The organism is Streptomyces sp. NPDC102278 (assembly GCF_044766345.1).
Lineage (GTDB): Bacteria > Actinomycetota > Actinomycetes > Streptomycetales > Streptomycetaceae > Streptomyces.
The window spans coordinates 196,105-218,120 of the sequence record NZ_JBIWLV010000011.1; the positions used below are offsets into that span (position 1 = coordinate 196,105).

The following is a 22,016-nucleotide window of genomic DNA, read 5'->3' on the forward strand; positions in this document are numbered from 1 at the left end:
GAAGAAGTTCCCTTTCAGCCCGCGAACCAGCGCACGGGACGCGGCGCCAGGTTCTGGTAGACGTGCTTCGTCTCGCGGTACTCGGCGAGACCCGACGGCCCGAGCTCGCGCCCGACACCGGACTTCCCGAAACCGCCCCACTCCGCCTGCGGCAGGTAGGGGTGGAAGTCGTTGATCCAGACGGTGCCGTGGCGCAGCCGGCCCGCCACCCGGCGGGCGCGGCCCGGGTCGGCGGTCCACACGGCGCCCGCGAGCCCGTACTCGGTGTCGTTGGCCAGTGCCACGGCCTCGTCCTCGGTGCGGAACGTCTCCACGGTCAGGACCGGACCGAAGACCTCCTCGCGCACGACGCGCATCCGGCGGTCGCAGTGGTCCAGCACGGTCGGACGGTAGAAGTTGCCCGGTCCCTCGGGGCGTTCGCCGCCGGCGCGCAGCACGGCGCCCTCGGCGAGGGCGGAGGCGACGAACGACTCGGTCCGTTCCCGCTGTGCGGCGGAGACCATCGGGCCGCACTCGACGCCCGGGTCGGTGCCGCGGCCGAGGCGGATCTTCTCGGCGCGCCGGGCGAGTTCGGTGACGAAGCGGTCCCGTACGGACTCCTCGACGATCAGCCGCGATCCGGCCGAGCAGACCTGCCCGCTGTGGATGAAGGCGGCGTTCAGGGCCTGGTCGACGGCGGTGTCGAAGCCGTCGGGGGTGGCGCAGGCGTCGGCGAAGACGACGTTGGGGTTCTTGCCGCCGAGTTCGAGGGCGACCTTCTTCACGGTGTCGGCCGCGGCGTGGGCGACCTTCGTCCCGCTGGCGAGTCCACCGGTGAACGACACGAGGTCGACGTCGGGGTGGGAGGAGAGGCGGGCGCCGACGGGGTCCCCGGCGCCGGTCACCAGGTTGGCGACCCCGGTCGGCAGTCCCGCCTCCACCAGCAGCTCGACGAGGACGACCGTGCTCAGCGGGGTGAGTTCGCTGGGCTTGATGACGAAGGTGTTGCCCGCGGCGAGCGCCGGAGCCACCTTCCAGCTCGCCTGGAGCAGCGGATAGTTCCACGGAGTGATCAGGGCGCACACCCCGACCGGCTCGTGCACGACCACGCTGTGGATGTCGGCGGAACCGGCGTCCACCACACGGCCGCCGCCCTCGCCGATGACGAGGTCGGCGAAGTAGCGGAAGGCGGCGCTGACGCAGTCCACGTCCACGCGCCCCTCCTCCAGGGTCTTGCCCGCGTCCAGGCTCTCCAGGAGCGCGATCCGCTCCCGTTCGCGCTGGAGGAGGTCGGCCGTGCGGCGCAGCACCTCGGCGCGCTCGGCCACCGGGGTCTGCGGCCACTCGCCGCCGTCGAAGGCGGCGCGGGCCGCGCTCACGGCCGCGTCGGCGTCGGCGGCGCTGCCCTCGGCGACCACCGCGAGCACGGTGCCGTCTGCGGGATCCAGGATCTCCCTCGTGGCGCCGGTCGACGCGGACCGCCACTTTCCGGCTGTGTGAATGCTCAGTTGCTCCGACACGACGCGCTGTACCTCCGGTTTCCGCACCGCGGCGGACCCGCGGTGATGGTGCAGTGGGGCCCGCCTGCCCCCGCGAGTCGAGGTCATGTCCCGCACGTCACGGGAAGTGACCGGTGTCACGTTGGCGAGCACCCGTTTCCGGCTCTCGCGAAACAGTGACAAAGGCGGCGTAACCTGGTCGAACCGCCGTATCCGCGCGTCAGTCATGGAGGCGGCGCATGACCGATCCGTTCGGCTTCCTCAGGACGCCCCGCAGCCCCGTCCCGGCGCGCCCCGCGGACGAGCGGCTCGGAGACTGGCGCGAGGTCCACCGCGGGCAGGCGCTGCTGCCCCTGGTGTCCGAGCAGGCGAACCGGTGCATGGACTGCGGGATCCCCTTCTGCCACGCCGGGTGCCCGCTGGGGAACCTGATCCCCGAGTGGAACGCGTACGCCGCCCACGGCGCCTGGCAGGCCGCCTCCGACCGGTTGCACGCGACGAACAACTTCCCCGAGTTCACCGGCCGGCTCTGCCCGGCCCCCTGCGAGGACGCCTGCGTCCTGACGATCAACGCCCACGCGGTGACCATCAAGAACGTCGAGCAGACCATCGCCGACCAGGCGTGGGAGCACGGCTACACCGCGCCGGCGCCGCCCGGCCGACTCAGCGGCAAGACCGTCGCGATCATAGGATCCGGCCCGGCCGGCCTCGCCGCGGCCCAGCAGCTCACCCGTGCCGGGCACACCGTCGTCGTGTACGAGCGGGCGGACCGGATCGGCGGACTGCTCCGCTACGGCATCCCGGCGTTCAAGATGGAGAAGGCGCACCTGGACCGCCGCGTCGAACAGATGCGGGCCGAAGGGACCGTCTTCCGCACCGAGAGCGACATCGGCGGTCGGGTCGACGCGGCCGACCTCCGCGGCCGGCACGACGCCGTCATCGTCGCGGTCGGCGCCATGGAGCGCCGGGAGCTGCCGGTACCGGGCCGGGAGCTCGGCGGGATCCACCAGGCCATGGAGTACCTGACCGGCGCGAACAGGGTCGTGGAGGGTGACCTCGCGGTACCCGGGATCACCGCCGCGGGGCGGCACGTGGTGATCATCGGGGGCGGGGACACCGGCTCCGACTGCCTGGGCACGGCCCTGCGCCAGCACGCCCTGTCGGTGGTCCAACTCGACATCAACCCGGAGCCCGGCCCCACCCGGCCCGACACCCAGCCCTGGCCGGTGTACCCGAAGGTCTACCGGATCTCCCACGCCCACGAGGAGGCACGCGGACGCCACGGCGCCGATCCCCGGGCCTTCTCCTGCGCGACCCTCCACTTCGAAGGGGACCCGACCGGCCGGGTCCGGGCACTGCGCCTGACCGGGGTGGAGCCCGCGGAGCGCCGCGCCCTGCCCGGCACCGAGCGGGTGATCGAGGCGGGGCTGGTGCTGCTGGCGCTCGGCTTCTCGGGACCCGAGCGGGCCTGCGGGCTGGGCGAGCAGCTCGGCCTCGTACGGGACGAAAGCGGGAACTTCGCGCGGGACGCGGACTTCGCCGCGCTCGGCGGGCCGTCCCGGCCGACGGACGGCGTGTTCGTGGCGGGCGACGCGGGCCGCGGGCAGTCCCTCGTGGTGTGGGCGATCGCGGAGGGCCGCTCGGTCGCCGCCGCCGTCGACCGCTACCTGACGGGCGGCACGGCCCTCCAGGCCCCGGTCCGCGCGCAGGACCGACCGCTGCTCACATGAGCCGGGCGCCCCGCGCACGCAGGTGTGGTGCGGGCGAGTGGCGTGTGTGGTGCGCACGCGTGTGTGGTGTGCACGCATGCACATCAATGCCGGCCCGACGGACAGACGTAGTGGTATGACCACGCAGCGAGCAGATCAGTTCGATTCGGACCGAATCGGGACCCGGCCCCGCGCCGAGGTCGAACGCCGCCACGACGCGCTGGAGGCCGACAGCCTCGGGCCGCACGGCGGGACCCAGCTCTCCAAGGGCGCCCTGACCGGTTACCAGTGGGCGCTGGGCCGGGGCGACGGGGCTCCCGTCACCGGCGCGGTGGCCGAGAGCACGCCCGACCTGGACCTGTTGACGGCCGAGGTGGACGCCGCCACGGTGCAACTGGAGGCCGGACCGCAGCAGACCCTGCCGCGCGACTACACCCAGGGCGTGCACGACGCCCTGGCGTGGGTGTGCGGCCACACCGACGACTCTCCCTGACGGGCTGACGGGCTGACGGGCTGACGGGCTGCCGGGCCGCGGCCGGGCCGACGGGCCGCGGCCGGGCCGACGGGCCGCGGCCGGCGGATGCGCTCAGTGCTCCGACGCGCCGAACTCGGCGTGCTGGGTCCGCAGCGCGAAGTCCGGTTCCCCGGTCGGCTCGGCCGGCGGGAGGCACACCCGCCGCGCCTCCGCGCGCGCCTCGACCAGCAGTTCCTCGAACGCCTCGTCCGTCATGGTCCTCACCGTCCCGGTCCGGCCCCGTGGTCGGTCCGCCGAACTCACCCCTGATTCGTCGCCGGTCGCGGGCGGGATTGGCGAGGGCGCCGCCCGACGGCGCCCGGACGCCCGCCAGGTGGCGGCGCGCTCCGCCCGCTTTCGAGTGACGTCCGCGCTTCGTGCCGCGGCAACGTGACCGCGGTGCCCGACGATCGCAGGCGGCCGGGGATGCCCGGCCAGGGTCCGCCGACGGCGGCTGGTCGCGGGGAGACGGTGTGCACATCCTGCTGGTGGCGAGCGCGTTCAACAGCCTGACCCAGCGCGTCCACGCGGAGCTGCGGGACCACGGTCACCGTGTCTCCGTGGAGCTGGCCGTGCCGGGCGCCCCCCTCACCGACGCGGTACGCCGGCGCCACCCCGACCTGATCATCGCGCCGATGCTCACGACGGCGTTGCCGCGGGAGATCTGGGCGGACCACACCTGCCTGATCGTGCACCCGGGGCCGGTCGGGGACCGCGGCCCGTCCTCGCTCGACCGGGCGATCCTCGACCGCGAGGACCGGTGGGGGGTCACCGTCCTCCAGGCCACCGGGGAGATGGACGCCGGCGACGTCTGGGCCTTCGCCGACTGTCCCGTGCCCGAGGTGGCCAAGAGCGACCTGTACCGGGGAGAGATCGCGGACGCGGCCCTGCGGGCGGTGCTGACCGCGGTGGAACGCTTCGCCTCCGGTACGTACACCCCCCGACCCCAGACCACGCACCACACCCGGCCCTACCTCGGCCAGGAGGACCGCCGGATCGACTGGGCGGCCGATCCGACGGACCGGGTCCTGCGCACGCTCCGCGCGGCCGACTCCCGGCCCGGCGTACTGGACGAACTGCTCGGCGGCGCCTGGTACCTGCACGGCGGTCGGCCCGAGTACGAGCTGCGAGGCCGCCCCGGCGAACTGCTGGCCACCCGGGACGGAGCCGTCTGCCGGGCGACCACCGACGGCGCCGTCTGGATCCCCGAACTCCGGGCCCGGCGCGAGCCCGGACAGCCCGCCCCGGTCAAACTGCCCGCCACCCTGGCCCTCGCCGATCGGCTGCCGCCCCTGCCCGAGCTCCCCGCCCCGCCCTCGTTCGACGGCCCGGGCGGCGCGGACGGCCCGGACTGCCCGGACGGACGGGACGGATCAGGCGGCCCGGACGGATCGCGCGGACAGGACGGATCGCGCGGCGACGGCGTCCCGGGCGACATCGGATACCGCGAGGAGGGCCGGGTCGGCTTCCTGTCGTTCTCCTTCCCCGGTGGCGCGATGGCCACCGACCACTGCCGGCGCCTGCTGCACGCCTACCGCCACGCCTGCGCCCGCCCCACGTCCGTCCTGGTCCTCGGCGGCGGGCGGGACTTCTTCTCCAACGGGATCCACCTCGGCGTCATCGAGGCGGCCGCCGACCCCGCCGCCGAGTCCTGGGCGAACATCCGGGCCATGGACGACCTGGTGGAAGCGATCCTGACCACCACCGACCGCCTCGTCGTGGCCGCCCTCGGCGGGAACGCCGCCGCCGGAGGGGCCATGCTGGCCCTCGCCGCCGACGAGGTCTGGTGCCGGAGCGGGGTCGTGCTCAACCCGCACTACCGGCTGATGGGCCTGTACGGCTCCGAGTACTGGACGTACACCCTGCCCCGCCGCGTGGGCGCCGCCGTCGCGGAGCGACTCACCACCGACGCCCTGCCGCTGAGCGCCGCCGCCGCCGAGGGGCTCGGCCTGATCGACCGCACGGTGCCCTGCGCCCCCGGCGCGTTCGCCGCCGAGACGGCCCGCCTCGCGGGACTGCTGGCACACTCGCCCGCCACGCTGTCGCGGATCGCGGGCAAGAAGGCGGCTCGCGACCGCGACGAGGCCGTCAGGCCGCTCGCCTCCCACCGGGAGGCGGAGCTGACCCGGATGCGGGCCACGTTCCTCGACCCGCAGGCCCCCTACCACGCCCTGCGCCGGGCCTTCGTGCGCAAGGAACCCGCGACCGGCACCCCGCCGCACCTCGCCGACCCGGCGTCAAGCCGGCGCGGCGACGTCACCGCAATGGCCGCACATGACAGCCCACCCGGATCGGGGTCCTGTTACCAAGAAGGGTGAGGGCGTCGGCCCACACGCGGACGCTTCCCACACCTCCCCGCATACCTCCCCAAGGAGGCATCCTCATGGATGCAGCAACGCCGACCACGGTCGAGGACCCCCCGATCCACATCCTCTGGATCAACGCGGGACTGAGCTGCGACGGCGACTCGGTGTCCCTGACGGCAGCGATGCAGCCCAGCATCGAAGAGATCGTGATGGGCGTGCTGCCCGGTCTGCCGAAGATCGCCGTGCACTGGCCGCTCATCGACTTCGAGTGCGGACCCGTCGGCGGCGCCGACAACTTCATCGAGTGGTTCTTCAAGGGCGAGCGCGGCGAGATCGACCCCTTCGTGCTGGTCGTCGAGGGGTCCATCCCCAACGAGAAGATCAAGCCCGAGGGCTACTGGTGCGGCTTCGGGGACGATCCGGAGACCGGCCAGCCCATCACCACCAGCGAGTGGCTCGACCGGCTGGCTCCCAAGGCCCTCGCGGTGGTGGCCATCGGCACCTGCGCCACGTACGGCGGCATCCACGCGATGGAGGGCAACCCCACCGGCGCCATGGGCGTGCCCGACTACCTCGGTTGGGACTGGAAGTCCAAGGCGGGCATCCCCATCGTGTGCGTGCCGGGCTGCCCGATCCAGCCGGACAACTTCTCCGAGACCCTCACCTACCTCCTGTACCAGGCGGCGGGTTCGGCCCCGATGATCCCGCTCGACGACAAGCTGCGCCCCACCTGGCTGTTCGGCGCCACCGTCCACGAGGGCTGCGACCGGGCCGGCTACTACGAGCAGGGCCAGTTCGCGGAGACCTACGACTCCCCGAAGTGCCTTGTCAAGCTGGGGTGTTGGGGTCCCGTCGTCAAGTGCAACGTGCCCAAGCGCGGCTGGATGAACGGCATCGGCGGCTGCCCCAACGTCGGCGGCATCTGCATCGCCTGCACCATGCCGGGCTTCCCCGACAAGTTCATGCCCTTCATGGACGAACCCCCCGGCGGCAAGGTGTCCGCCACCGCCAGCGGCATCTACGGCGCGGTGATCCGAAAGCTCCGCGCGGTGACGGCGCACACCGTCGACCAGGAACCGAAGTGGCGCAACCCGGGCGAGAAGCTGACCACCGGCTACCGGCCGCCGTGGTGACACCTCCCCGCGCACCCCGACCGTAGGCCGCGGAGCCGCACCCCGCGAGAACCCCGGCACCCGCGAGAACCCCTCAGCACCCCCACCGAAGAAGGGTCACGGCAGACACGATGGCACCGAAGACGAAGGCGGCCGGAGACGGCAGCGGCCTGGTGGAGATGTCCTGGGATCCGATCACCCGGATCGTGGGCAGCCTCGGCATCCACACGAAGATCGACTTCAAGCAGAAGCGCGTGGCGGAGTGCTACAGCACCTCGTCGGTCTTCCGCGGCTACAGCGTCTTCATGCGCGGCAAGGATCCCCGCGACGCGCACTTCATCACCAGCCGCATCTGCGGGATCTGCGGCGACAACCACGCCACGTGTTCCGTGTACGCGCAGAACATGGCCTACGGGGTGAAGCCGCCCCACCTCGCCGAGTGGATCATCAACCTCGGCGAGGCGGCGGAGTACATGTTCGACCACAACATCTTCCAGGAGAACCTGGTCGGGGTCGACTACTGCGAGAAGATGGTCCGCGAGACCAACCCCGGCGTGCTGGAGCTGGCCGAGCGCACTCCCGCCCCGCACGCCGGCGAACACGGCTTCAAGACCATCGCCGACATCATGCGCTCCCTCAACCCGCTGGAGGGGGAGTTCTACCGCGAGGCCCTCCAGGTCAGCCGCTACACGCGCGAGATGTTCTGCCTGATGGAAGGGCGCCACGTGCACCCCTCCACGCTCTACCCCGGCGGCGTCGGCACCATCGCATCCGTCCAGCTCTTCACGGACTACATGAGCCGCCTCATGCGGTACTGCGAGTTCATGAAGCGCGTCGTACCGCTCCACGACGACCTGTTCGACTTCTTCTACGAGGCCCTGCCCGGCTACGAGGAAGTCGGCCGTCGGCGCGTGCTCTTGGGCTGCTGGGGCGCGCTCAACGACCCGGAGCACTGCGACTTCACGTACGCCAACATGACCGACTGGGGACGGAAGATGTTCGTCACCCCGGGCGTGGTGGTGGACGGCAAACTGGTCACCAACGACCTCACCGAGATCAACCTGGGCATCCGGATCCTGCTCGGCAGCTCGTACTACGACGACTGGCAGGGCCAGGAGAAGTTCGTCACCCACGACCCGCTCGGGAACCCGGTCGACGCCCGCCACCCCTGGAACCAGCACACCATCCCCGCGCCGCAGAAGCGCGACTTCGACGACAAGTACAGCTGGGTGATGTCGCCCCGCTGGTTCGACGGCAAGGACCACCTGCCCCTCGACACCGGCGGCGGCCCCCTCGCCCGCCTGTGGTCCACCGCCCTGTCCGGACTGGTGAACACCGACTACGTGCAGGCCACCGGCCACAGCGTGGTCATCACCCTGCCGCGCACGATGACCAAGCCCGAGACCCGCTTCGAGTGGAAGATCCCGAAGTGGAGCAACGCGCTGGAGCGCAACCGCGCCCGCACGTACTTCCAGGCGTACGCCGCCGCCATCGCGCTGCACTGCGCCGAGAAGGGCCTCGCCGAGGTACGCGCCGGACGCACCCAGACCTGGGAGAAGTTCGAGGTCCCCGACGAGGGCCTGGGGGTCGGCTTCACCGAGGCCGTGCGCGGCGTCCTCTCGCACCACATGGTCATCCGCGACGGCAAGATCGCCAACTACCACCCCTACCCGCCGACCCCGTGGAACGCCAGCACGCGCGACACCTACGGCACCCCCGGACCGTACGAGGACGCCGTGCAGAACACGCCCATCTTCGAGGAGAACACCCCGGAGAACTTCAAGGGCATCGACATCATGCGCGCCGTGCGCAGCTTCGACCCCTGTCTGCCGTGCGGCGTCCACATGTACGTCGGCGGCGGCAAGACGGTCAAGCAACTGCACGTCCCCACCGGCCTGAGCGGACTGGGCGGATGAGCGCCCCCACCGGCGCCCGGCAGGCGGGCCTGCGCGTCGAGGAGGTCCTGGACCGGCTGGCGGCCACCGGCGACCGGGAGGTGTGCGCGGCGGCCGAGGAACTGGTGCGCGTGCTCATGGACCTCTACGGCGCAGGACTGGCGAGCATCACCACCCGCCTCGACGACGAGGCCCTCGCCGCGCTCCTGGACGACGAACTCGTCTCCGGGCTGCTGGCCCTGCACGACCTGCACCCCGAGGACGCGCACACCCGGATCGCCCGCGCCCTGGCGGCCGTACGCGAACCCGTGGAACTGGTCGGCTTCGACGAGAGCACGGGCGTCCTGCGCCTGCGGTCCGCCCCGAGTTCCGGCTGCGGTTGCGCAGGCGGCGCCGACGACGGCCGGCAGGCCGTCGAGGACGCGCTGGCCTCCTTCGCGCCCGAGGTGACCGAGATCCGGATGGAAGCGGCCGCGCCACAGCAGCCGCTGCTGCAGATCGGCGTCCGCCCGAACACCAGCCCGGCGCGGGTTTCGTGAGCGCGTCACAGGGCTGGGCACCGCCCGCCGCGCGGACCGGCGGACCGCGCGGCCTGCGCCGGTTCGCCGGGCCGCGCGCCCCCCGCCCCGAGACCTGTGAACTGTGCGGGATCGCGGTCGCCGAGGACGGCCACCGCCACCTGGTCGAGATCGAGAAGCGCGCCCTGGTGTGCGCCTGCACGGCCTGCTCCCTGCTCTTCGACCGGCCCGGCGCGGCGACCGGACGCTACCGCGCCGTCCCGAACCGCCACCTCACCGACCCCGACCACCCGCTCGACGACGGGGTGTGGGAACAGCTCCAGATCCCGGTCAGCGTCGCGTTCTTCTTCCGCAACGCCGCCCTGGACCGACTCGTCGCGCTGTACCCCAGCCCCGCCGGCGCCACCGAGAGCGAACTCGACCCCGCCACCTGGCAGGCCGCGCTCGGCGGCAGCCCCCTGTCCGCACTGCTCGAAGCGGACGTCGAGGCACTGCTGCTGCGGCGCACCGAAGGGCGTACCGACTGCTACCTGGTGCCCATCGACATCTGCTACGAACTCGTCGGCCGCATGCGCCTGTTGTGGCAGGGCTTCGACGGCGGGTCCGAGGCGCGCGCAGCCCTGACGACCTTCTTCGAACAGGTCGAGCGCCGTGCCAAGTCCCCGGCGAAGGTGGTGAGGCCATGACGGAGTTCGGCTTCACCTGCACCGGCGTGCGGGCCGACCAGTACGCCGCCGGCCCCACACTCGTCTTCCGGCTGGCCATCACCGCCACCGAGCAGACCCGGATCCACGCCCTCGCCCTGCGCTGCCAGATCCGCATCGAACCGGCCCGACGAGGCTACGGACCGGTCGAGGCCGAAGGCCTCGCCGACCTGTTCGGGGAACGCTCCCGGTGGGGCAACACCCTCCTGCCCGTGCAGTTCGCGCAGGTCACCCTCATGGTGCCCAGCTTCACCGGCTCCACCGAGATCGACCTGGTCGTGCCCTGCACCTACGACATGGACATCGCGGCGAGCCGCTACCTCGGCGCCCTGGAGGACGGCGAGGCGCCCCTGCTCATGCTGTTCTCCGGCACCGCCTTCACCGGCGCCGGCGGATTCCACGTCGAGCCCGTCCCGTGGGACCGCGAAGCCTCGTACCGCATGCCGGTCGCGGTCTGGCAGGAGATGATCGAGCAGCATTTCCCCGGCTGCGGATGGCTCAGACTGCCCCGCGACACCATGGACGAGCTGCTCGCCTACCGCTCCCGGCACGCCCTCGCCTCCTGGGAGGCCACCGTACGGGCCCTCCTGGACGCGGCGGCGGTCCCGGCCGCCGCCCCGGACGCGAAACCCTCACCGCAGGAACGCTTCCGGGCGGGCGCCCTGCCGCCGCGCACCGCGCAGAGGACGGTCGCGCCATGACGACGACCACAGGGACGACGACCACAGGGACGACGACCACCGGGACGACCACCACCACGACCCCGGCCGGCGCGGCCGGGACGACCGCGCTCGAAGCCCGTTTCGAGATCGCCCGACAGGTGGCCGACGCCGTGCTCTTCGAGGGGTACGTGCTCTACCCCTACCGGGCCTCGGCCGCCAAGAACCGGCTGCGCTGGCAGTTCGGCGTCCTCGTGCCGCCCGCCTGGGCACCCGCGCACGAGGAGCACTGCCTCCAACAGACCGAGATCCTGATGGAGCCGAAGGGACACGCGAGGCTCGCCGTCGAGCTCCGCTTCCTGCACGCCCAACGACGCACCGTCCAACAGGCCCGACCGGACGGGTCGTTCACCGACGTGACGGAGCTGCACCTCGAGGACCGGGTCCTCGTCCCCTGGGACGAGGGAACCGAGGAACGCGTCGAGATGACCGTGGACGTGGCCGACCTCACCGGCGAGGGCGTCCGGGTCCCGGTCACCCGACCCGCACGCGAGGAGACCGAGGACGTCCGCGACGCGGACGGCCCGGTCCTCGGCCGGCTGCTGCGCCGCACCGAGAAGATCGACGCGGTCGTCCGACTGCGCGCGAGCGAACTCGACTGCGCCTACCGGGCCTGGAAGCTGACCGCGGTGGTGGAGAACACCAGCCCGTGGGCACCGGACGAGAACGGCGCCGACCGGGACGCCGCGCTGCCCCGCTCACTGGTCGCCGCGCACCTCCTGCTCGGACTCGACAAGGGCTCCTTCCTGTCGATGACCGACCCGCCCGAGTGGGCCAAGGGAGCGGTCGCCGACTGCGTCAACCGGCACACCTGGCCCGTGCTGGCCGGCGAGCCCGGCCGCGCCGACGTGGTGCTCTCCTCCCCGATCATCCTGGAGGACCACCCCGGCATCGCCCCCGAGAGCATCGGCGCCATGTACGACGCCACCGAGATCGACGAGATCCTCGCGCTGCGCACCGCCGCCCTCACCGACCAGGAGAAGCGCGAGGCGCGCGGCACCGACCCGAGGGCCGCCGCCGTGATCGACCTCGCCGAATCGATGCCGCCCGAGGTCCTCGAACGGCTGCACGGGGCGGTTCGGGGCCTGCGGGAGATCACCGATCCCGGCATCCCCGTGGACGCCCCGACCGGACTCGAGTCCCTCGAACCCTTCGACAGCCAGGCCGTGTTCCGGCCCGAGACGCCCTGGTGGGACCCCGCCCACGCGGACCCCGTCGACGCCGCCCGGCAACCTGTCCTCGTGGACGGCGTTCCGGTGGGCGTCGGCAGCCGCGTGCTGCTGCGCCCGGGCCTGCGGCGCAGCGACGCGCAGGACCTGTTCCTCCACGGCCGCTCCGCCCAGGTCGAGGCCGTGCTGCACGACGTGGACGGGGGAGTGCACCTCGCCGTCACGGTGGAGGGCGACCCCGGCGCCGACATCCGGCGCGAGCAGGGCCGCTTCCTCTACTTCCAACCCGACGAGGTGAGCCCCCTGGAGCAGACGGGCCCCGCGGCCGACGTGATCCCCCCGGAGGGCACGTGACCGGCAGAACCCTGATCGCGGGAATCGGCAACGTCTTCCTCGGCGACGACGGATTCGGCGTCGAGGTGGTGCGCGGCCTGTCCCCGCACCACCTCCCGGACCACGTGGAGGTGGTGGACTTCGGCGTGCGCGGCGTCCACCTCGCCTACCAACTGCTCGACGGCTACGACACCCTCGTCCTGGTGGACGCCACCGCGCGCGGCGGCGAGCCCGGCACGCTGTACCTCATCGAGGTGGACGACCGCGCCGACGCCCCGATCGGCGGCGCCGTGCTCGACGGCCACCACATGTCCCCCGACGCGGTGCTCGCGCTCCTGGGCACCCTCTGCGAGGGCACGGGCGGCACCCCGCCCCGACGCACGCTGGTGCTGGGCTGCGAACCCGCCTCCGTGGAGGAGGGCATGGGCCTCAGCGCACCGGTGGCCGCCGCGGTCCCGGAAGCCGTGCGGACGCTCGTGGGACTGGTTCGGGAAGACCTGGTGACAACGGAGGAGAGAACCCCATGAAGAAGGAAGTCCTCTGCGGCGTGGCCCTCGCCGCCCTGCTCACGGTGGCCGCACTGGTCGCCCCCGACATCAAGCGTTACCTGCGCATGCGCAGGATGTGACGGCCCCCGCACCCCCTCGCACGCCCCGGCGCCCGAATGGCGTACGGGGCGTGCGGCGCGTCGGCGTGCCCGCCCGCGCCGTCCCCCGCCTGCCGGTCTAATGAGCCCCGGCAGGACGGAGCCCCCGATGCACGAGATGTCGATCGCCATGGCCGTGGTGAGCCAGGTGGAAGAAGCAGCCCAGGCCGGCGGGGCGCGCGTGGTGACCTCGGTCCGACTCGAAGTCGGCGAGTTGGCCGGAGTGGTGCCCGACGCACTCGCATTCTGTTTCGAACTGGCCTGTGCCGGAACGGTTCTGGAGGGTGCCGAGCTGGTCACCGAGCCCGTGGCGGCCCGCGCGCACTGCCGCCCCTGCGCGGCTGACTGGGCGGTCGGCATGCCGCCCGCGCTCTGTTGCCCCCGGTGCGGCAAGGCCACGGACGTCGAACTGACCGCGGGCCGTGAGCTGCGGATCCTCACCGTGAACTGGGAGGACTGTCCCGCCCCCACGCGCCACCGCCAACCGATCCCCGAGGAGCGCTGAACCATGTGCCGAGTCGTCGACCTCAAACAGGCGGTGCTGGCCAAGAACGACGCGGCCGCCCAGACCCTGCGCGCCCGACTCACCGCCCGCGGCACCACGGTCGTCAACCTGCTCTCCAGCCCGGGCAGCGGGAAGACGGCGTTGCTGGAACGCGAACTGCTGCTCGCCCGCGAGCGGGGAGTGGCCGTCGCCGCCCTCACCGCCGACCTCGCCACCGAGAACGACGCGGTACGGCTGGCCCGTTCCGGCGTTCCCGTCAAGCAGGTGCTCACCGACGGGCTGTGCCACCTGGAAGCCGGGATGCTGAGCCGGCACCTGGACGGCTGGATGCCGGACGACACCCGGCTGCTCTTCGTGGAGAACGTCGGCAACCTGGTCTGCCCCGCCTCCTACGACCTCGGGGAGTCCCTGCGGGTCGTCCTGGCCTCCGTGACCGAGGGCGAGGACAAGCCGCTCAAGTACCCCACCGCCTTCGGGCTCGCCCACCTGGTGGTCGTCACCAAGACCGACATCGCGAAGGCCGTCGAGTTCGACGAGGAGGCCTTCCGCGCCCATGTGCAGCAGGTGAACCCGGGCGTGGAGGTGGTCCTCACGTCCGCCCGCGCGGACGAGGGCGTGGGCCTCCTGCTCGACCGGGCCCTGGCCGTCGGGGCGGGCGCCGCGGTGCACGCGCCGGTCATGGCGGGGCGGGACGGCGGCCACCTCGACCACCACGCTGCGCACGACCACCACCACGCTGCGCACGACCACGACCACGACCACGACCACGAGCACGAACAGGATCACGTCCACGGGGCCGATCACAGCCACGACCACGATCACAGCCACGATCACCGCCACGACCACAGCCACGGTCCCCTGCACCCGCATCGGCACGCCGACGCGGCAGCGACGCAGACCCGCTGATGGAGGCGGTGCAACGGCGACGGGTCACCGTCCGGGGCGTGGTCCAGGGCGTCGGATTCCGCCCGTACGTCTACACCCGGGCCATCGCGCTCGGACTGGCCGGCCACGTCACCAACACCCCCGAAGGCGTCGTCGCCGAGGTCGAGGGCGCCTCGGCGGCCGTCTCGGAGTTCTGTGAGCGGCTCGCGGCCTGCGCCCCGCCGTTGGCCGTGGTGGACGCCGTGGACCACTGCGAGGTACCCGTCGCGGGCGGCACCGGCTTCACCATCGTCGCCTCCAGGGGCGGCGGCCCCGCCCGCACGCTGGTCTCGCCCGACGTGGCCACCTGCGCGGACTGCCTCAGGGAGCTGGCCGATCCGACCGACCGGCGCCACCGCCACCCCTTCATCACCTGCACGCACTGCGGGCCCCGCTTCACGATCGTCACCGGCCTGCCGTACGACCGGGCCCACACCACGATGGGCCGCTTCCCGATGTGCCCGGACTGCGCCCGGGAGTACACCGACCCCACCGACCGCCGGTTCCACGCCCAGCCCGTCGCCTGCCCGGCCTGCGGCCCCCGGCTGCGGCTCCTCGTGGGCACGCCGCCCCGGGAAGCGACGGTCGGCGACCGGACGACCGGTCCGACGGCCGACGACCCGACGGCCGACGACCCGACGGCCGACGACCCGACGGCCGACGACCCGACGGCCGACGACCCGGTGGCCGGGGCGCGCCGACTCCTGGCCGAGGGGGCGATCCTCGCGGTCAAGGGACTCGGCGGTTACCACCTCGCCTGCGACGCGACGCACCCCGGGGCGGTGGCCGAACTGCGCCACCGCAAGGGCCGCGGGGACAAGCCCTTCGCCCTGATGGCCCGCGACCTCGAGGACATCGCACCCCACGTCCACCTCGACGCGCGGGAACGGAGCCTGCTGACCGGCTCCGTACGCCCCATCGTCCTGCTGCGCCGCCGTCCCGAGGCCGCCGAACTCGTCGGGGTCGCCCCGGGCAACCCGGACCTCGGCGTGATGCTGCCGTACACACCGCTGCACCACCTGCTGCTCGGACTGCCCGGCGACCCTCCTGGTCCCCGCCTGCTCGTCATGACCAGCGGCAACCTGGCCGGCGAGCCGATCGTGACCGACGACGCCGAGGCCCTGGAGCGGCTCGGCCGGTTGGCCGACGCCTGGCTCACGCACGACCGTCCCATCCACGTCCCCTGCGACGACTCGGTGGTCCGGGTCCTGGACGGGGAGCCGCTGCTCGTGCGGCGCTCGCGAGGCTACGCACCCCTGCCCCTGGAGCTCCCCCTCCCGGTGCCCGCGACGCTGGCCACCGGGGGAGACCTGAAGAACGCCTTCTGCCTCGGCGAGGGCCGGCGGGCCTGGCTGTCCGCGCACATCGGCGACATGGACGACCTCGCCACCCAGGACGCCTTCGCCGGCGCGGTGCGCCAACTGGAGAGCATCACCGGCGTCGCCCCGGCCCTCCTCGCCGCCGACCGGCACCCCGCCTACCGATCGGCGCACTGGGCCGTCCGCAACGCCGGGGACCGGCCCGTGATCCGCGTCCAACACCACCACGCGCACATCGCCTCCGCCATGGCCGAACACGGTCTGGGCGCGGACCGCCGGGTGATCGGGGTCGCGTTCGACGGCACGGGCCACGGCGACGACGGGGCCGTGTGGGGCGGGGAGTTCCTCCTCGCCGACTACGCGGGTCACACCCGCTTCGCGCACCTCGCCTACGTGCCGCTGCCCGGAGGCGACGCCGCCGTGCGGCGCCCGTACCGCATGGCGCTGTCCCACCTGCGGGCGGCGGGTCTCGACCGGTCGCCGGACCTGCCGTGCGTGGCGGTCTGTCCGCCCGATGAACTGCGCGTGCTGGAAACCCAGTTGAGAACCTCACTCAACTGCGTGCCGACCTCCTCGATGGGTCGCCTCTTCGACGCAGTCTCCTCGCTGGCCGGCATCTGTCACCACGCGGGCTACGAGGCCCAGGCGGCGATCGAGCTGGAGGCCGCGGCGCGCACGGCCCATGCCCCCGGCGGCGCGGACGAGCGGTACTCCTTCGTCCTGCGACCCGCCGCACCCGGGACCGGCGCCGACGCCGTCCCCGAGGCCGCCGCCCAACCCGACCCCCCGATGACCGTCGACCCGGCTCCCGTGCTCGCGGCCGTGGTGGCCGACGTGCGCGCGGGAACACCGCCGTCGCTGATCGGGGCTCGCTTCCACCGCGCCGTCACGGACCTGGTGGCCGAGGTCTGCGTCGCCGCCCGGGAGCGGCACGGCCTGGACACCGTCGCCCTCACGGGCGGCGTGTTCGCCAACACCCTCCTCTCCTCGGCCTGCGCCGAGGCCCTGCGGGGGCACGGCTTCACGGTACTGCGCCACCACCGGGTGCCCCCGAACGACGGGGGACTGGCGCTCGGACAACTCATGGTGGCGGCGGCCCGCACCATCGAACACCCACAGCGAGGAGAAGCCCATGTGCCTGGCGGTACCCGGCAGAGTGGTTGAGATCGCGGAGGAGAACGGCACCCGCATGGCCACCGTCGACTTCGGCGGAGTGGTCAAGGAGGTGTGCCTGGAGTACCTGCCGGACCTCCAGGTGGGCGAGTACGCCATCGTCCACGTCGGCTTCGCGCTCCAGCGGCTGGACGAGGAGTCGGCCAAGCAGACCCTTGAACTCTTCGCCCAACTCGGCATGTTGCAGGAGGAGTTCGCAGACCCGTGGGAACAGGCGGCGGAGGCGGGCGGGGCCCCCTGGCCGTTCGAGGACGACGAATCGGACACCGTCGCCGACCCGGCGGTCGTGGGACCGGTCGACGGTGGGCACGTACCGCAGGAGGCGCAGCAGCAGTGAAGTACATCGAGGAGTTCCAGGACCCCGACCTCGCGCGTCGGCTCCTGGACGACATCCACGCCACCGTCACCCGTCCGTGGGCGCTGATGGAGGTGTGCGGAGGGCAGACCCACACCATCATCCGGCACGGGATCGATCAACTCCTGCCCGAACAGGTGGAGTTGATCCACGGTCCCGGCTGCCCGGTGTGCGTGACACCGCTGGAGGTCATCGACAAGGCCCTGGAGATCGCCTCCCGGCCCGGCGTGATCTTCTGCTCGTTCGGGGACATGCTCCGCGTCCCCGGGACCGGCCGCGACCTCTTCCAGGTCCGCAGCGAGGGCGGCGACGTACGCGTCGTCTACTCCCCGCTGGACGCGCTGAAGATCGCCCGGCAGAACCCGGCGAAGGAAGTCGTCTTCTTCGGCATCGGCTTCGAGACCACCGCCCCGCCCAACGCCATGACGGTCCACCAGGCCAGGAAGCTCGGCATCCGCAACTTCAGCCTGCTCGTCTCCCACGTGCGGGTCCCCCCTGCCATCGAGGCGATCATGCAGTCGCCGAGCTGCCGCGTCCAGGCCTTCCTGGCCGCCGGACACGTCTGCAGCGTGATGGGGATGGGGGAGTACCCGGAGCTGGCCGCCAGGCACCGGGTCCCCATCGTGGTGACGGGCTTCGAGCCGCTGGACATCCTCGAAGGCGTACGGCGTACCGTGCGCCAACTCGAACGCGGTGAGCACACGGTGGACAACGCCTACGCGCGCGCGGTCCGCCCGGAGGGCAACCCGGCCGCCATCGCCATGCTGGAGGACGTCTTCGAGGTCACCGACCGCGCCTGGCGGGGCATCGGGGTCATCCCGAACAGCGGTTGGCGGCTGTCCGAGCGCTACCGGGACCACGACGCCGAACACCGCTTCTCCGTCACCGGCATCACCACCCGCGAGCCCGCGGAGTGCCGTAGTGGCGAGGTCCTCCAGGGCCTCATCAAGCCGAACCAGTGCGAGGCCTTCGGCACCACCTGTACGCCGCGCAACCCCCTCGGCGCCACCATGGTGTCCAGCGAGGGCGCCTGCGCCGCGTACTACCTCTACCGGCGGCTCGACCTCACCCCGGTCCGCGGCCCCGTCCCCACCGCACAGACCACGCCGCTGGAGGCGAGCCCCGTTGCCTGAGACCACCACCCTCGACGTCACCGGTTGGACCTGCCCGGCCCCCCTGCGGGACCGTCCCCGCGTGGTGATGGGCCACGGCGGCGGCGGCGCGCTCTCCGCCGAACTGGTACAGCACCTCTTCGCCCCGGCGTTCGGCGGCGAGGTGCTGGCCCAGTTGGGCGACGCCGCCGCCGTCACCCTCGGTGGCGCCCGACTGGCCTTCTCCACCGACTCGTACGTGGTCAGGCCGCTGTTCTTCCCCGGCGGTGACATCGGCGACCTGGCCGTCAACGGAACCGTCAACGACCTGGCGATGAGCGGCGCCCGCGCCGCGTACCTGTCCTGCGGGTTCATCCTCGAAGAAGGCGTCGAGATGTCCGTGGTGGCCCGCGTCGCGCGGTCCATGGGCGCGGCCGCGCGCGCCGCCGGCGTCGAGATCGCGACGGGCGACACGAAGGTCGTCGAGGCCGGCCACGGTGACGGCGTCTACGTGAACACGGCGGGCATCGGCCTGATCCCGGACGGCGTGGACCTGCGCGCGCAGCGCGTCGTGCCCGGCGACGTGGTCATCGTCAGCGGCGAGATCGGACTGCACGGCGTGGCCATCATGAGCGTGCGCGAGGGCCTGGAATTCGGGGTGGACGTCGAAAGCGACTGCGCGGCGCTCGGCAGCCTTGTCGAGGCCATGCTCGCGGTCACCTCCGACCTGCACGTGCTCCGCGACCCCACTCGGGGCGGGGTGGCCGCCGCCCTCAACGAGATCGCGGCCGCCTCCGGCACCGGAGTCGTCATCCAGGAGGGCAGGGTCCCGATCCCGGTCCCGGTCGCGAACGCCTGTGCGATCCTCGGCCTCGACCCCCTGTACGTGGCGAACGAGGGGAAGCTGGTCGCGTTCGTACCCCGCGAGCACGCGGACGCGGTCCTCGAAGCGATGCGCGCCCACCCGCTGGGACACCGCGCGGCCGTGATCGGGGAAGTGGTGGAGGCCCACCCCGGTCTCGTCGTCGCCCGCACGGGCCTGGGCGGGACACGCGTGGTGGACCTGCCGATCGGGGAGCAGCTGCCGCGGATCTGCTGACCCTGGCGGCCGCCCGGTCCCGCGGCCGGGCGCAAGAGGGGATGATGCTCGGCATGAAATTCGAACATCCGGCCGAAAAGAACGAGGACGGACGGGTCGGTCCGTTCGAGAGGCCGGCCGAGCCGGCCTCCAACTTCACGAGCTCGGCGGCCTTCTTCGCGGGGTGTGCGTGGCCCTGGTGGTCAACGTCGTCGTCGTGCACGCCCTCCACCTGTCCCAGAGCCGGCAACACCTGGCGGGCGACGCCGTGGCCTCCGTCGCCCTGCTCCTGCTGGCCTTGCTGAAGAACTCCGAACGGCGGGCCGAGCACGCCATCCGGCGCAAGCTGGGCGCCATCGCCGCGGCGCTGCTGGAGCAGCACGCCGGCAAGCCCGGCACGGCGCACGAGGACCTGGAGAAGGCGATCGGGATCGAGGAGCGCCAGTAGGGCCGACCCGGACGCCACGGGCCTTGCCGGCGCCACTTCGACGACGGGGCCTACGCGTCGACGCCCGAGAGCGGATCCCCGTCCGAGACCTCGCCGGGGGCCGCCGCGGCGGCCAGGGCGGCGGTGCGGCGGCCGACGACGACGGTCGCCGCGGCCGCGCTGAGCGCGAACGCCAGCGCCAGCACCGCCGGTCGGTCCAGCCGGTGCCGGGTGAAGTGGTCGACGGAGTGGCGGCCCGGCCCGGCGAGTCCCAGTCCGGCCGCCACGAAGCCGAGGAAGGCCGGGTACTCGAAGCCCCCGCCCTGCGCGAAGAACCCCGCCGGGGCGTGCACCGACACGGCGCCCGCCATCGCGCCCGCCGCGGCGGCGCCCGCGGCCGGGGTCGCCAGCCCGAGCGCCAACAGCGCGCCACCGCCCGCCTCGCCGAGACCCGCCGCGATCGCGCTCTGCCGGCCGGGGACGAAGCCCATGTGCTCCATCGCCTTCGCCGTGCCGTCGACGCCGCCACCGCCGAACCAGCCGAACAGCTTCTGCGTGCCGTGCGCCATCAGCACACCGCCCGCTCCCAGCCGCAGGGCGAGCAGTCCGAGGTCCTTGCGCCGGTCGATGTCCATGAGGCCGAGGCCTTTCCGTGGGCGTGGGGTGGGGTGGAGTGGGTGTGAGGCGTGCGGCCGGGGATGTCCGTGGCCGGTGGTCCGTGGTCGGTCGGTCCCGGGTCCCAGCTTGACGGGGGCACGCGGCCCGCGCACCCGATGCGTACGCCGGAAGGGTCCCCGGACCGGCTCCTCAGGCGGGGGCGGGCGGACGCAGTGACTGTCGGACGGCCCAGGCCACCGACACCAGCGGCACCGCGACCACCGCGCCGACGACGCCCGCGGCGATGGCACCGGCCACCACCGACAGGGCCACGACCACCGGATGCAACCGCACGGCCCAACTCATCACGAGCGGGTGCAGCAGATGGCCCTCGATCTGCCCGATGACCACGATCAGCGCGACAACCAGGCACGCCACCAGCGGCCCCTTCGCGGCCAGGGCGATGACGGCGGCCACCGCGAGGGCGACCGGGGATCCGATCAGCGGGACGAACGCGGCGAAGAACTCCAACAGCGCGAGCGGCACGGCCAGCGGCACCCCCAACGCGAACAGAGCGACCCAGACGAGGATCGCGTTCGTCCCGGCGACGAGCAGGATGCCGTGGGTGTATCCGGTGAACGTCCGCCACGCCGCCCGTCCGGCGGCGGCCACCCGGTCCTCGGCGGTCGGCGGGAGCTGGGCGCAGAACCACGCCCACTGCCGATCGCCCGAGTGGATGAAGAAGACCGAGCAGAACAGCGCCAGGGCGATCACGGTGAAGATCTCCACGAGCCGGCCGGCGCCACTGACCGCGGTGCTGAGCAGGGTCGAGCGGTGGCTCGACAGGTACGAGGTGATGCGCGCCTGCAAGTCGTCCAGCGCGTGGGGGTCCAGGCGCAGCGGCGGCTGCTCCAGCCAGCGCTGGATCCGCCCCAGGCCGTCCTTGAACTCCGCGAGCAGGTTCGTCCACTCGGAGGCGATGGTCTCGCCGACGAAGGCGAACGCGCCGAGCAGCAGCACGATGCTGCCGACCAGGGCGCACGCGACGGCCAGCGGGCGGGGGATCCACCGGTCCAGGAGACCCGTCAGGGGGCGGAGCACGGCGGTGACCACGAGACCGAGGAAGACGGCCACGCCGACCTCGTGGAACCGCCCCAGGATGACGAACACCGCGTACGTCACGGCTCCCACGGCCAGCAGCCGCCAGGAGTACGCGGCGACCGTGCGCAGCAGCGGGGAGACGTGGGGCGTGCCCGCCCCGACCGGAGGTCGCGGACGCCCGGGGCGGCCGGTCGCGCGCGGGCGGAGTGGGCGGGGTGCCGACCGCGCCGCGGATCGCCTGGTCATGGCAGTGCCCCACCTCCGGAAGTGTTCCTGGACAGGTTCCACGGCGCGGCGCGTCCCCCCGCGGGCCCGAGCCCACATTCGCCCGAACGAACCGCCG

The 22,016-nt window shown here is 72.9% G+C and carries 22 protein-coding genes; 18 read left to right on the forward strand and 4 right to left on the reverse strand.

Features of this window, described 5'->3' with window-relative positions:
* Positions 1-14: 14 nt before the first annotated feature.
* Positions 15-1,499 (reverse strand): aldehyde dehydrogenase family protein, encoded by a 1,485-nt coding sequence (locus ACIRO3_RS25565; protein WP_365998693.1) that lies wholly within the window; start codon positions 1,497-1,499, stop codon positions 15-17.
* Positions 1,500-1,717: 218 nt separating this feature from the next.
* Here ACIRO3_RS25565 and ACIRO3_RS25570 point away from each other — a divergent pair, with 218 nt between their 5' ends.
* Together ACIRO3_RS25570 and ACIRO3_RS25575 are read left to right on the forward strand one after the other, a co-directional pair.
* Complete coding sequence (locus ACIRO3_RS25570; RefSeq protein ID WP_404140693.1) at positions 1,718-3,208, forward strand: glutamate synthase subunit beta; 1,491 nt, start codon at positions 1,718-1,720, stop codon at positions 3,206-3,208.
* Positions 3,209-3,323: 115 nt separating this feature from the next.
* Positions 3,324-3,680, forward strand: coding sequence for a hypothetical protein (locus tag ACIRO3_RS25575; protein WP_404140695.1), 357 nt, complete (start codon positions 3,324-3,326; stop codon positions 3,678-3,680).
* Positions 3,681-3,773: 93 nt separating this feature from the next.
* Here the strand turns inward: ACIRO3_RS25575 and ACIRO3_RS25580 are convergent, their stop codons facing one another.
* On the reverse strand, positions 3,774-3,917 hold the full coding sequence (locus tag ACIRO3_RS25580) for a hypothetical protein (RefSeq protein ID WP_361771813.1): 144 nt from the start codon (positions 3,915-3,917) through the stop codon (positions 3,774-3,776).
* A gap of 257 nt (positions 3,918-4,174) precedes the next feature.
* Between ACIRO3_RS25580 and ACIRO3_RS25585 the strand changes: the two genes are divergently transcribed.
* The 16 genes from ACIRO3_RS25585 (at position 4,175) to ACIRO3_RS25660 (ending at position 19,996) form a co-directional block, all read left to right on the forward strand.
* Positions 4,175-6,019, forward strand: coding sequence for an enoyl-CoA hydratase-related protein (locus tag ACIRO3_RS25585; protein WP_404140697.1), 1,845 nt, complete (start codon positions 4,175-4,177; stop codon positions 6,017-6,019).
* A 65-nt stretch (positions 6,020-6,084) separates the two neighbouring features.
* Complete coding sequence (locus tag ACIRO3_RS25590) at positions 6,085-7,140, forward strand: hydrogenase expression protein HypE (protein ID WP_361771811.1); 1,056 nt, start codon at positions 6,085-6,087, stop codon at positions 7,138-7,140.
* 110 nt (positions 7,141-7,250) lie between these two features.
* Positions 7,251-9,035, forward strand: coding sequence for a nickel-dependent hydrogenase large subunit (locus ACIRO3_RS25595; protein ID WP_365998689.1), 1,785 nt, complete (start codon positions 7,251-7,253; stop codon positions 9,033-9,035).
* A complete protein-coding gene (locus tag ACIRO3_RS25600; RefSeq protein WP_404140700.1) occupies positions 9,032-9,553 on the forward strand; it encodes a hypothetical protein in 522 nt (173 codons plus the stop codon). The genes ACIRO3_RS25595 and ACIRO3_RS25600 overlap by 4 nt, the downstream gene beginning before the upstream one ends.
* Entirely contained in the window at positions 9,550-10,218 is a 669-nt protein-coding gene (locus tag ACIRO3_RS25605) for a DUF5947 family protein (RefSeq protein WP_404140702.1), read from the forward strand. The genes ACIRO3_RS25600 and ACIRO3_RS25605 overlap by 4 nt, the downstream gene beginning before the upstream one ends.
* On the forward strand, positions 10,215-10,937 hold the full coding sequence (locus ACIRO3_RS25610; RefSeq protein WP_404140704.1) for a DUF6084 family protein: 723 nt from the start codon (positions 10,215-10,217) through the stop codon (positions 10,935-10,937). Before ACIRO3_RS25605 ends, ACIRO3_RS25610 begins: the two co-directional genes overlap by 4 nt.
* A complete protein-coding gene (locus tag ACIRO3_RS25615; protein ID WP_404140705.1) occupies positions 10,934-12,478 on the forward strand; it encodes a hypothetical protein in 1,545 nt (514 codons plus the stop codon). The genes ACIRO3_RS25610 and ACIRO3_RS25615 overlap by 4 nt, the downstream gene beginning before the upstream one ends.
* Positions 12,475-12,984, forward strand: coding sequence for a hydrogenase maturation protease (locus tag ACIRO3_RS25620; RefSeq protein WP_361771805.1), 510 nt, complete (start codon positions 12,475-12,477; stop codon positions 12,982-12,984). Before ACIRO3_RS25615 ends, ACIRO3_RS25620 begins: the two co-directional genes overlap by 4 nt.
* Positions 12,981-13,085, forward strand: coding sequence for a DUF6893 family small protein (locus ACIRO3_RS25625; protein WP_404140708.1), 105 nt, complete (start codon positions 12,981-12,983; stop codon positions 13,083-13,085). Before ACIRO3_RS25620 ends, ACIRO3_RS25625 begins: the two co-directional genes overlap by 4 nt.
* Before the next feature lie 127 nt (positions 13,086-13,212).
* Entirely contained in the window at positions 13,213-13,608 is a 396-nt protein-coding gene (locus ACIRO3_RS25630) for a hydrogenase maturation nickel metallochaperone HypA (protein WP_361771804.1), read from the forward strand.
* Between the two features lie 3 nt (positions 13,609-13,611).
* Positions 13,612-14,514 (forward strand): hydrogenase nickel incorporation protein HypB, encoded by a 903-nt coding sequence (gene hypB / locus ACIRO3_RS25635; RefSeq protein WP_404140710.1) that lies wholly within the window; start codon positions 13,612-13,614, stop codon positions 14,512-14,514.
* Entirely contained in the window at positions 14,514-17,015 is a 2,502-nt protein-coding gene (gene hypF / locus ACIRO3_RS25640) for a carbamoyltransferase HypF (protein WP_404140712.1), read from the forward strand. The genes hypB and hypF overlap by 1 nt, the downstream gene beginning before the upstream one ends.
* The gene (locus ACIRO3_RS25645; RefSeq protein WP_404140714.1) at positions 16,984-17,361 is read left to right on the forward strand and encodes a HypC/HybG/HupF family hydrogenase formation chaperone; all 378 of its coding nucleotides are present in this window, start codon (positions 16,984-16,986) and stop codon (positions 17,359-17,361) included. Before hypF ends, ACIRO3_RS25645 begins: the two co-directional genes overlap by 32 nt.
* Entirely contained in the window at positions 17,358-18,512 is a 1,155-nt protein-coding gene (hypD, locus tag ACIRO3_RS25650; RefSeq protein ID WP_361771800.1) for a hydrogenase formation protein HypD, read from the forward strand. The genes ACIRO3_RS25645 and hypD overlap by 4 nt, the downstream gene beginning before the upstream one ends.
* Positions 18,513-18,579: 67 nt before the next feature.
* Entirely contained in the window at positions 18,580-19,569 is a 990-nt protein-coding gene (gene hypE / locus ACIRO3_RS25655; protein ID WP_404140802.1) for a hydrogenase expression/formation protein HypE, read from the forward strand.
* A 169-nt stretch (positions 19,570-19,738) separates the two neighbouring features.
* The gene (locus ACIRO3_RS25660; RefSeq protein ID WP_404140716.1) at positions 19,739-19,996 is read left to right on the forward strand and encodes a hypothetical protein; all 258 of its coding nucleotides are present in this window, start codon (positions 19,739-19,741) and stop codon (positions 19,994-19,996) included.
* Between the two features lie 50 nt (positions 19,997-20,046).
* Here ACIRO3_RS25660 and ACIRO3_RS25665 read toward each other — a convergent pair whose 3' ends face one another.
* Both ACIRO3_RS25665 and ACIRO3_RS25670 read right to left on the reverse strand, forming a co-directional pair.
* Complete coding sequence (locus tag ACIRO3_RS25665; RefSeq protein WP_404140718.1) at positions 20,047-20,610, reverse strand: DoxX family membrane protein; 564 nt, start codon at positions 20,608-20,610, stop codon at positions 20,047-20,049.
* A gap of 172 nt (positions 20,611-20,782) precedes the next feature.
* The gene (locus tag ACIRO3_RS25670; RefSeq protein ID WP_404140720.1) at positions 20,783-21,919 is read right to left on the reverse strand and encodes an AI-2E family transporter; all 1,137 of its coding nucleotides are present in this window, start codon (positions 21,917-21,919) and stop codon (positions 20,783-20,785) included.
* Positions 21,920-22,016 lie beyond the last annotated feature (97 nt).

Coding starts and splice junctions, on each gene's coding strand:
- hypE (WP_404140802.1), top strand. CDS start 18,580: ATGGGCCACGGCGGCGGCGGCGCGCTCTCCGCCGAACTGGTACAGCAC.
- ACIRO3_RS25595 (WP_365998689.1), top strand. CDS start 7,251: ATGGCACCGAAGACGAAGGCGGCCGGAGACGGCAGCGGCCTGGTGGAG.
- ACIRO3_RS25645 (WP_404140714.1), top strand. CDS start 16,984: ATGTGCCTGGCGGTACCCGGCAGAGTGGTTGAGATCGCGGAGGAGAAC.
- ACIRO3_RS25625 (WP_404140708.1), top strand. CDS start 12,981: ATGAAGAAGGAAGTCCTCTGCGGCGTGGCCCTCGCCGCCCTGCTCACG.
- ACIRO3_RS25615 (WP_404140705.1), top strand. CDS start 10,934: ATGACGACGACCACAGGGACGACGACCACAGGGACGACGACCACCGGG.
- ACIRO3_RS25600 (WP_404140700.1), top strand. CDS start 9,032: ATGAGCGCCCCCACCGGCGCCCGGCAGGCGGGCCTGCGCGTCGAGGAG.
- hypF (WP_404140712.1), top strand. CDS start 14,514: ATGGAGGCGGTGCAACGGCGACGGGTCACCGTCCGGGGCGTGGTCCAG.
- ACIRO3_RS25610 (WP_404140704.1), top strand. CDS start 10,215: ATGACGGAGTTCGGCTTCACCTGCACCGGCGTGCGGGCCGACCAGTAC.
- ACIRO3_RS25570 (WP_404140693.1), top strand. CDS start 1,718: ATGACCGATCCGTTCGGCTTCCTCAGGACGCCCCGCAGCCCCGTCCCG.
- ACIRO3_RS25670 (WP_404140720.1), bottom strand. CDS start 21,919: ATGACCAGGCGATCCGCGGCGCGGTCGGCACCCCGCCCACTCCGCCCG.
- hypB (WP_404140710.1), top strand. CDS start 13,612: ATGTGCCGAGTCGTCGACCTCAAACAGGCGGTGCTGGCCAAGAACGAC.
- ACIRO3_RS25665 (WP_404140718.1), bottom strand. CDS start 20,610: ATGGACATCGACCGGCGCAAGGACCTCGGACTGCTCGCCCTGCGGCTG.
- ACIRO3_RS25630 (WP_361771804.1), top strand. CDS start 13,213: ATGCACGAGATGTCGATCGCCATGGCCGTGGTGAGCCAGGTGGAAGAA.
- ACIRO3_RS25575 (WP_404140695.1), top strand. CDS start 3,324: ATGACCACGCAGCGAGCAGATCAGTTCGATTCGGACCGAATCGGGACC.
- ACIRO3_RS25580 (WP_361771813.1), bottom strand. CDS start 3,917: ATGACGGACGAGGCGTTCGAGGAACTGCTGGTCGAGGCGCGCGCGGAG.
- ACIRO3_RS25590 (WP_361771811.1), top strand. CDS start 6,085: ATGGATGCAGCAACGCCGACCACGGTCGAGGACCCCCCGATCCACATC.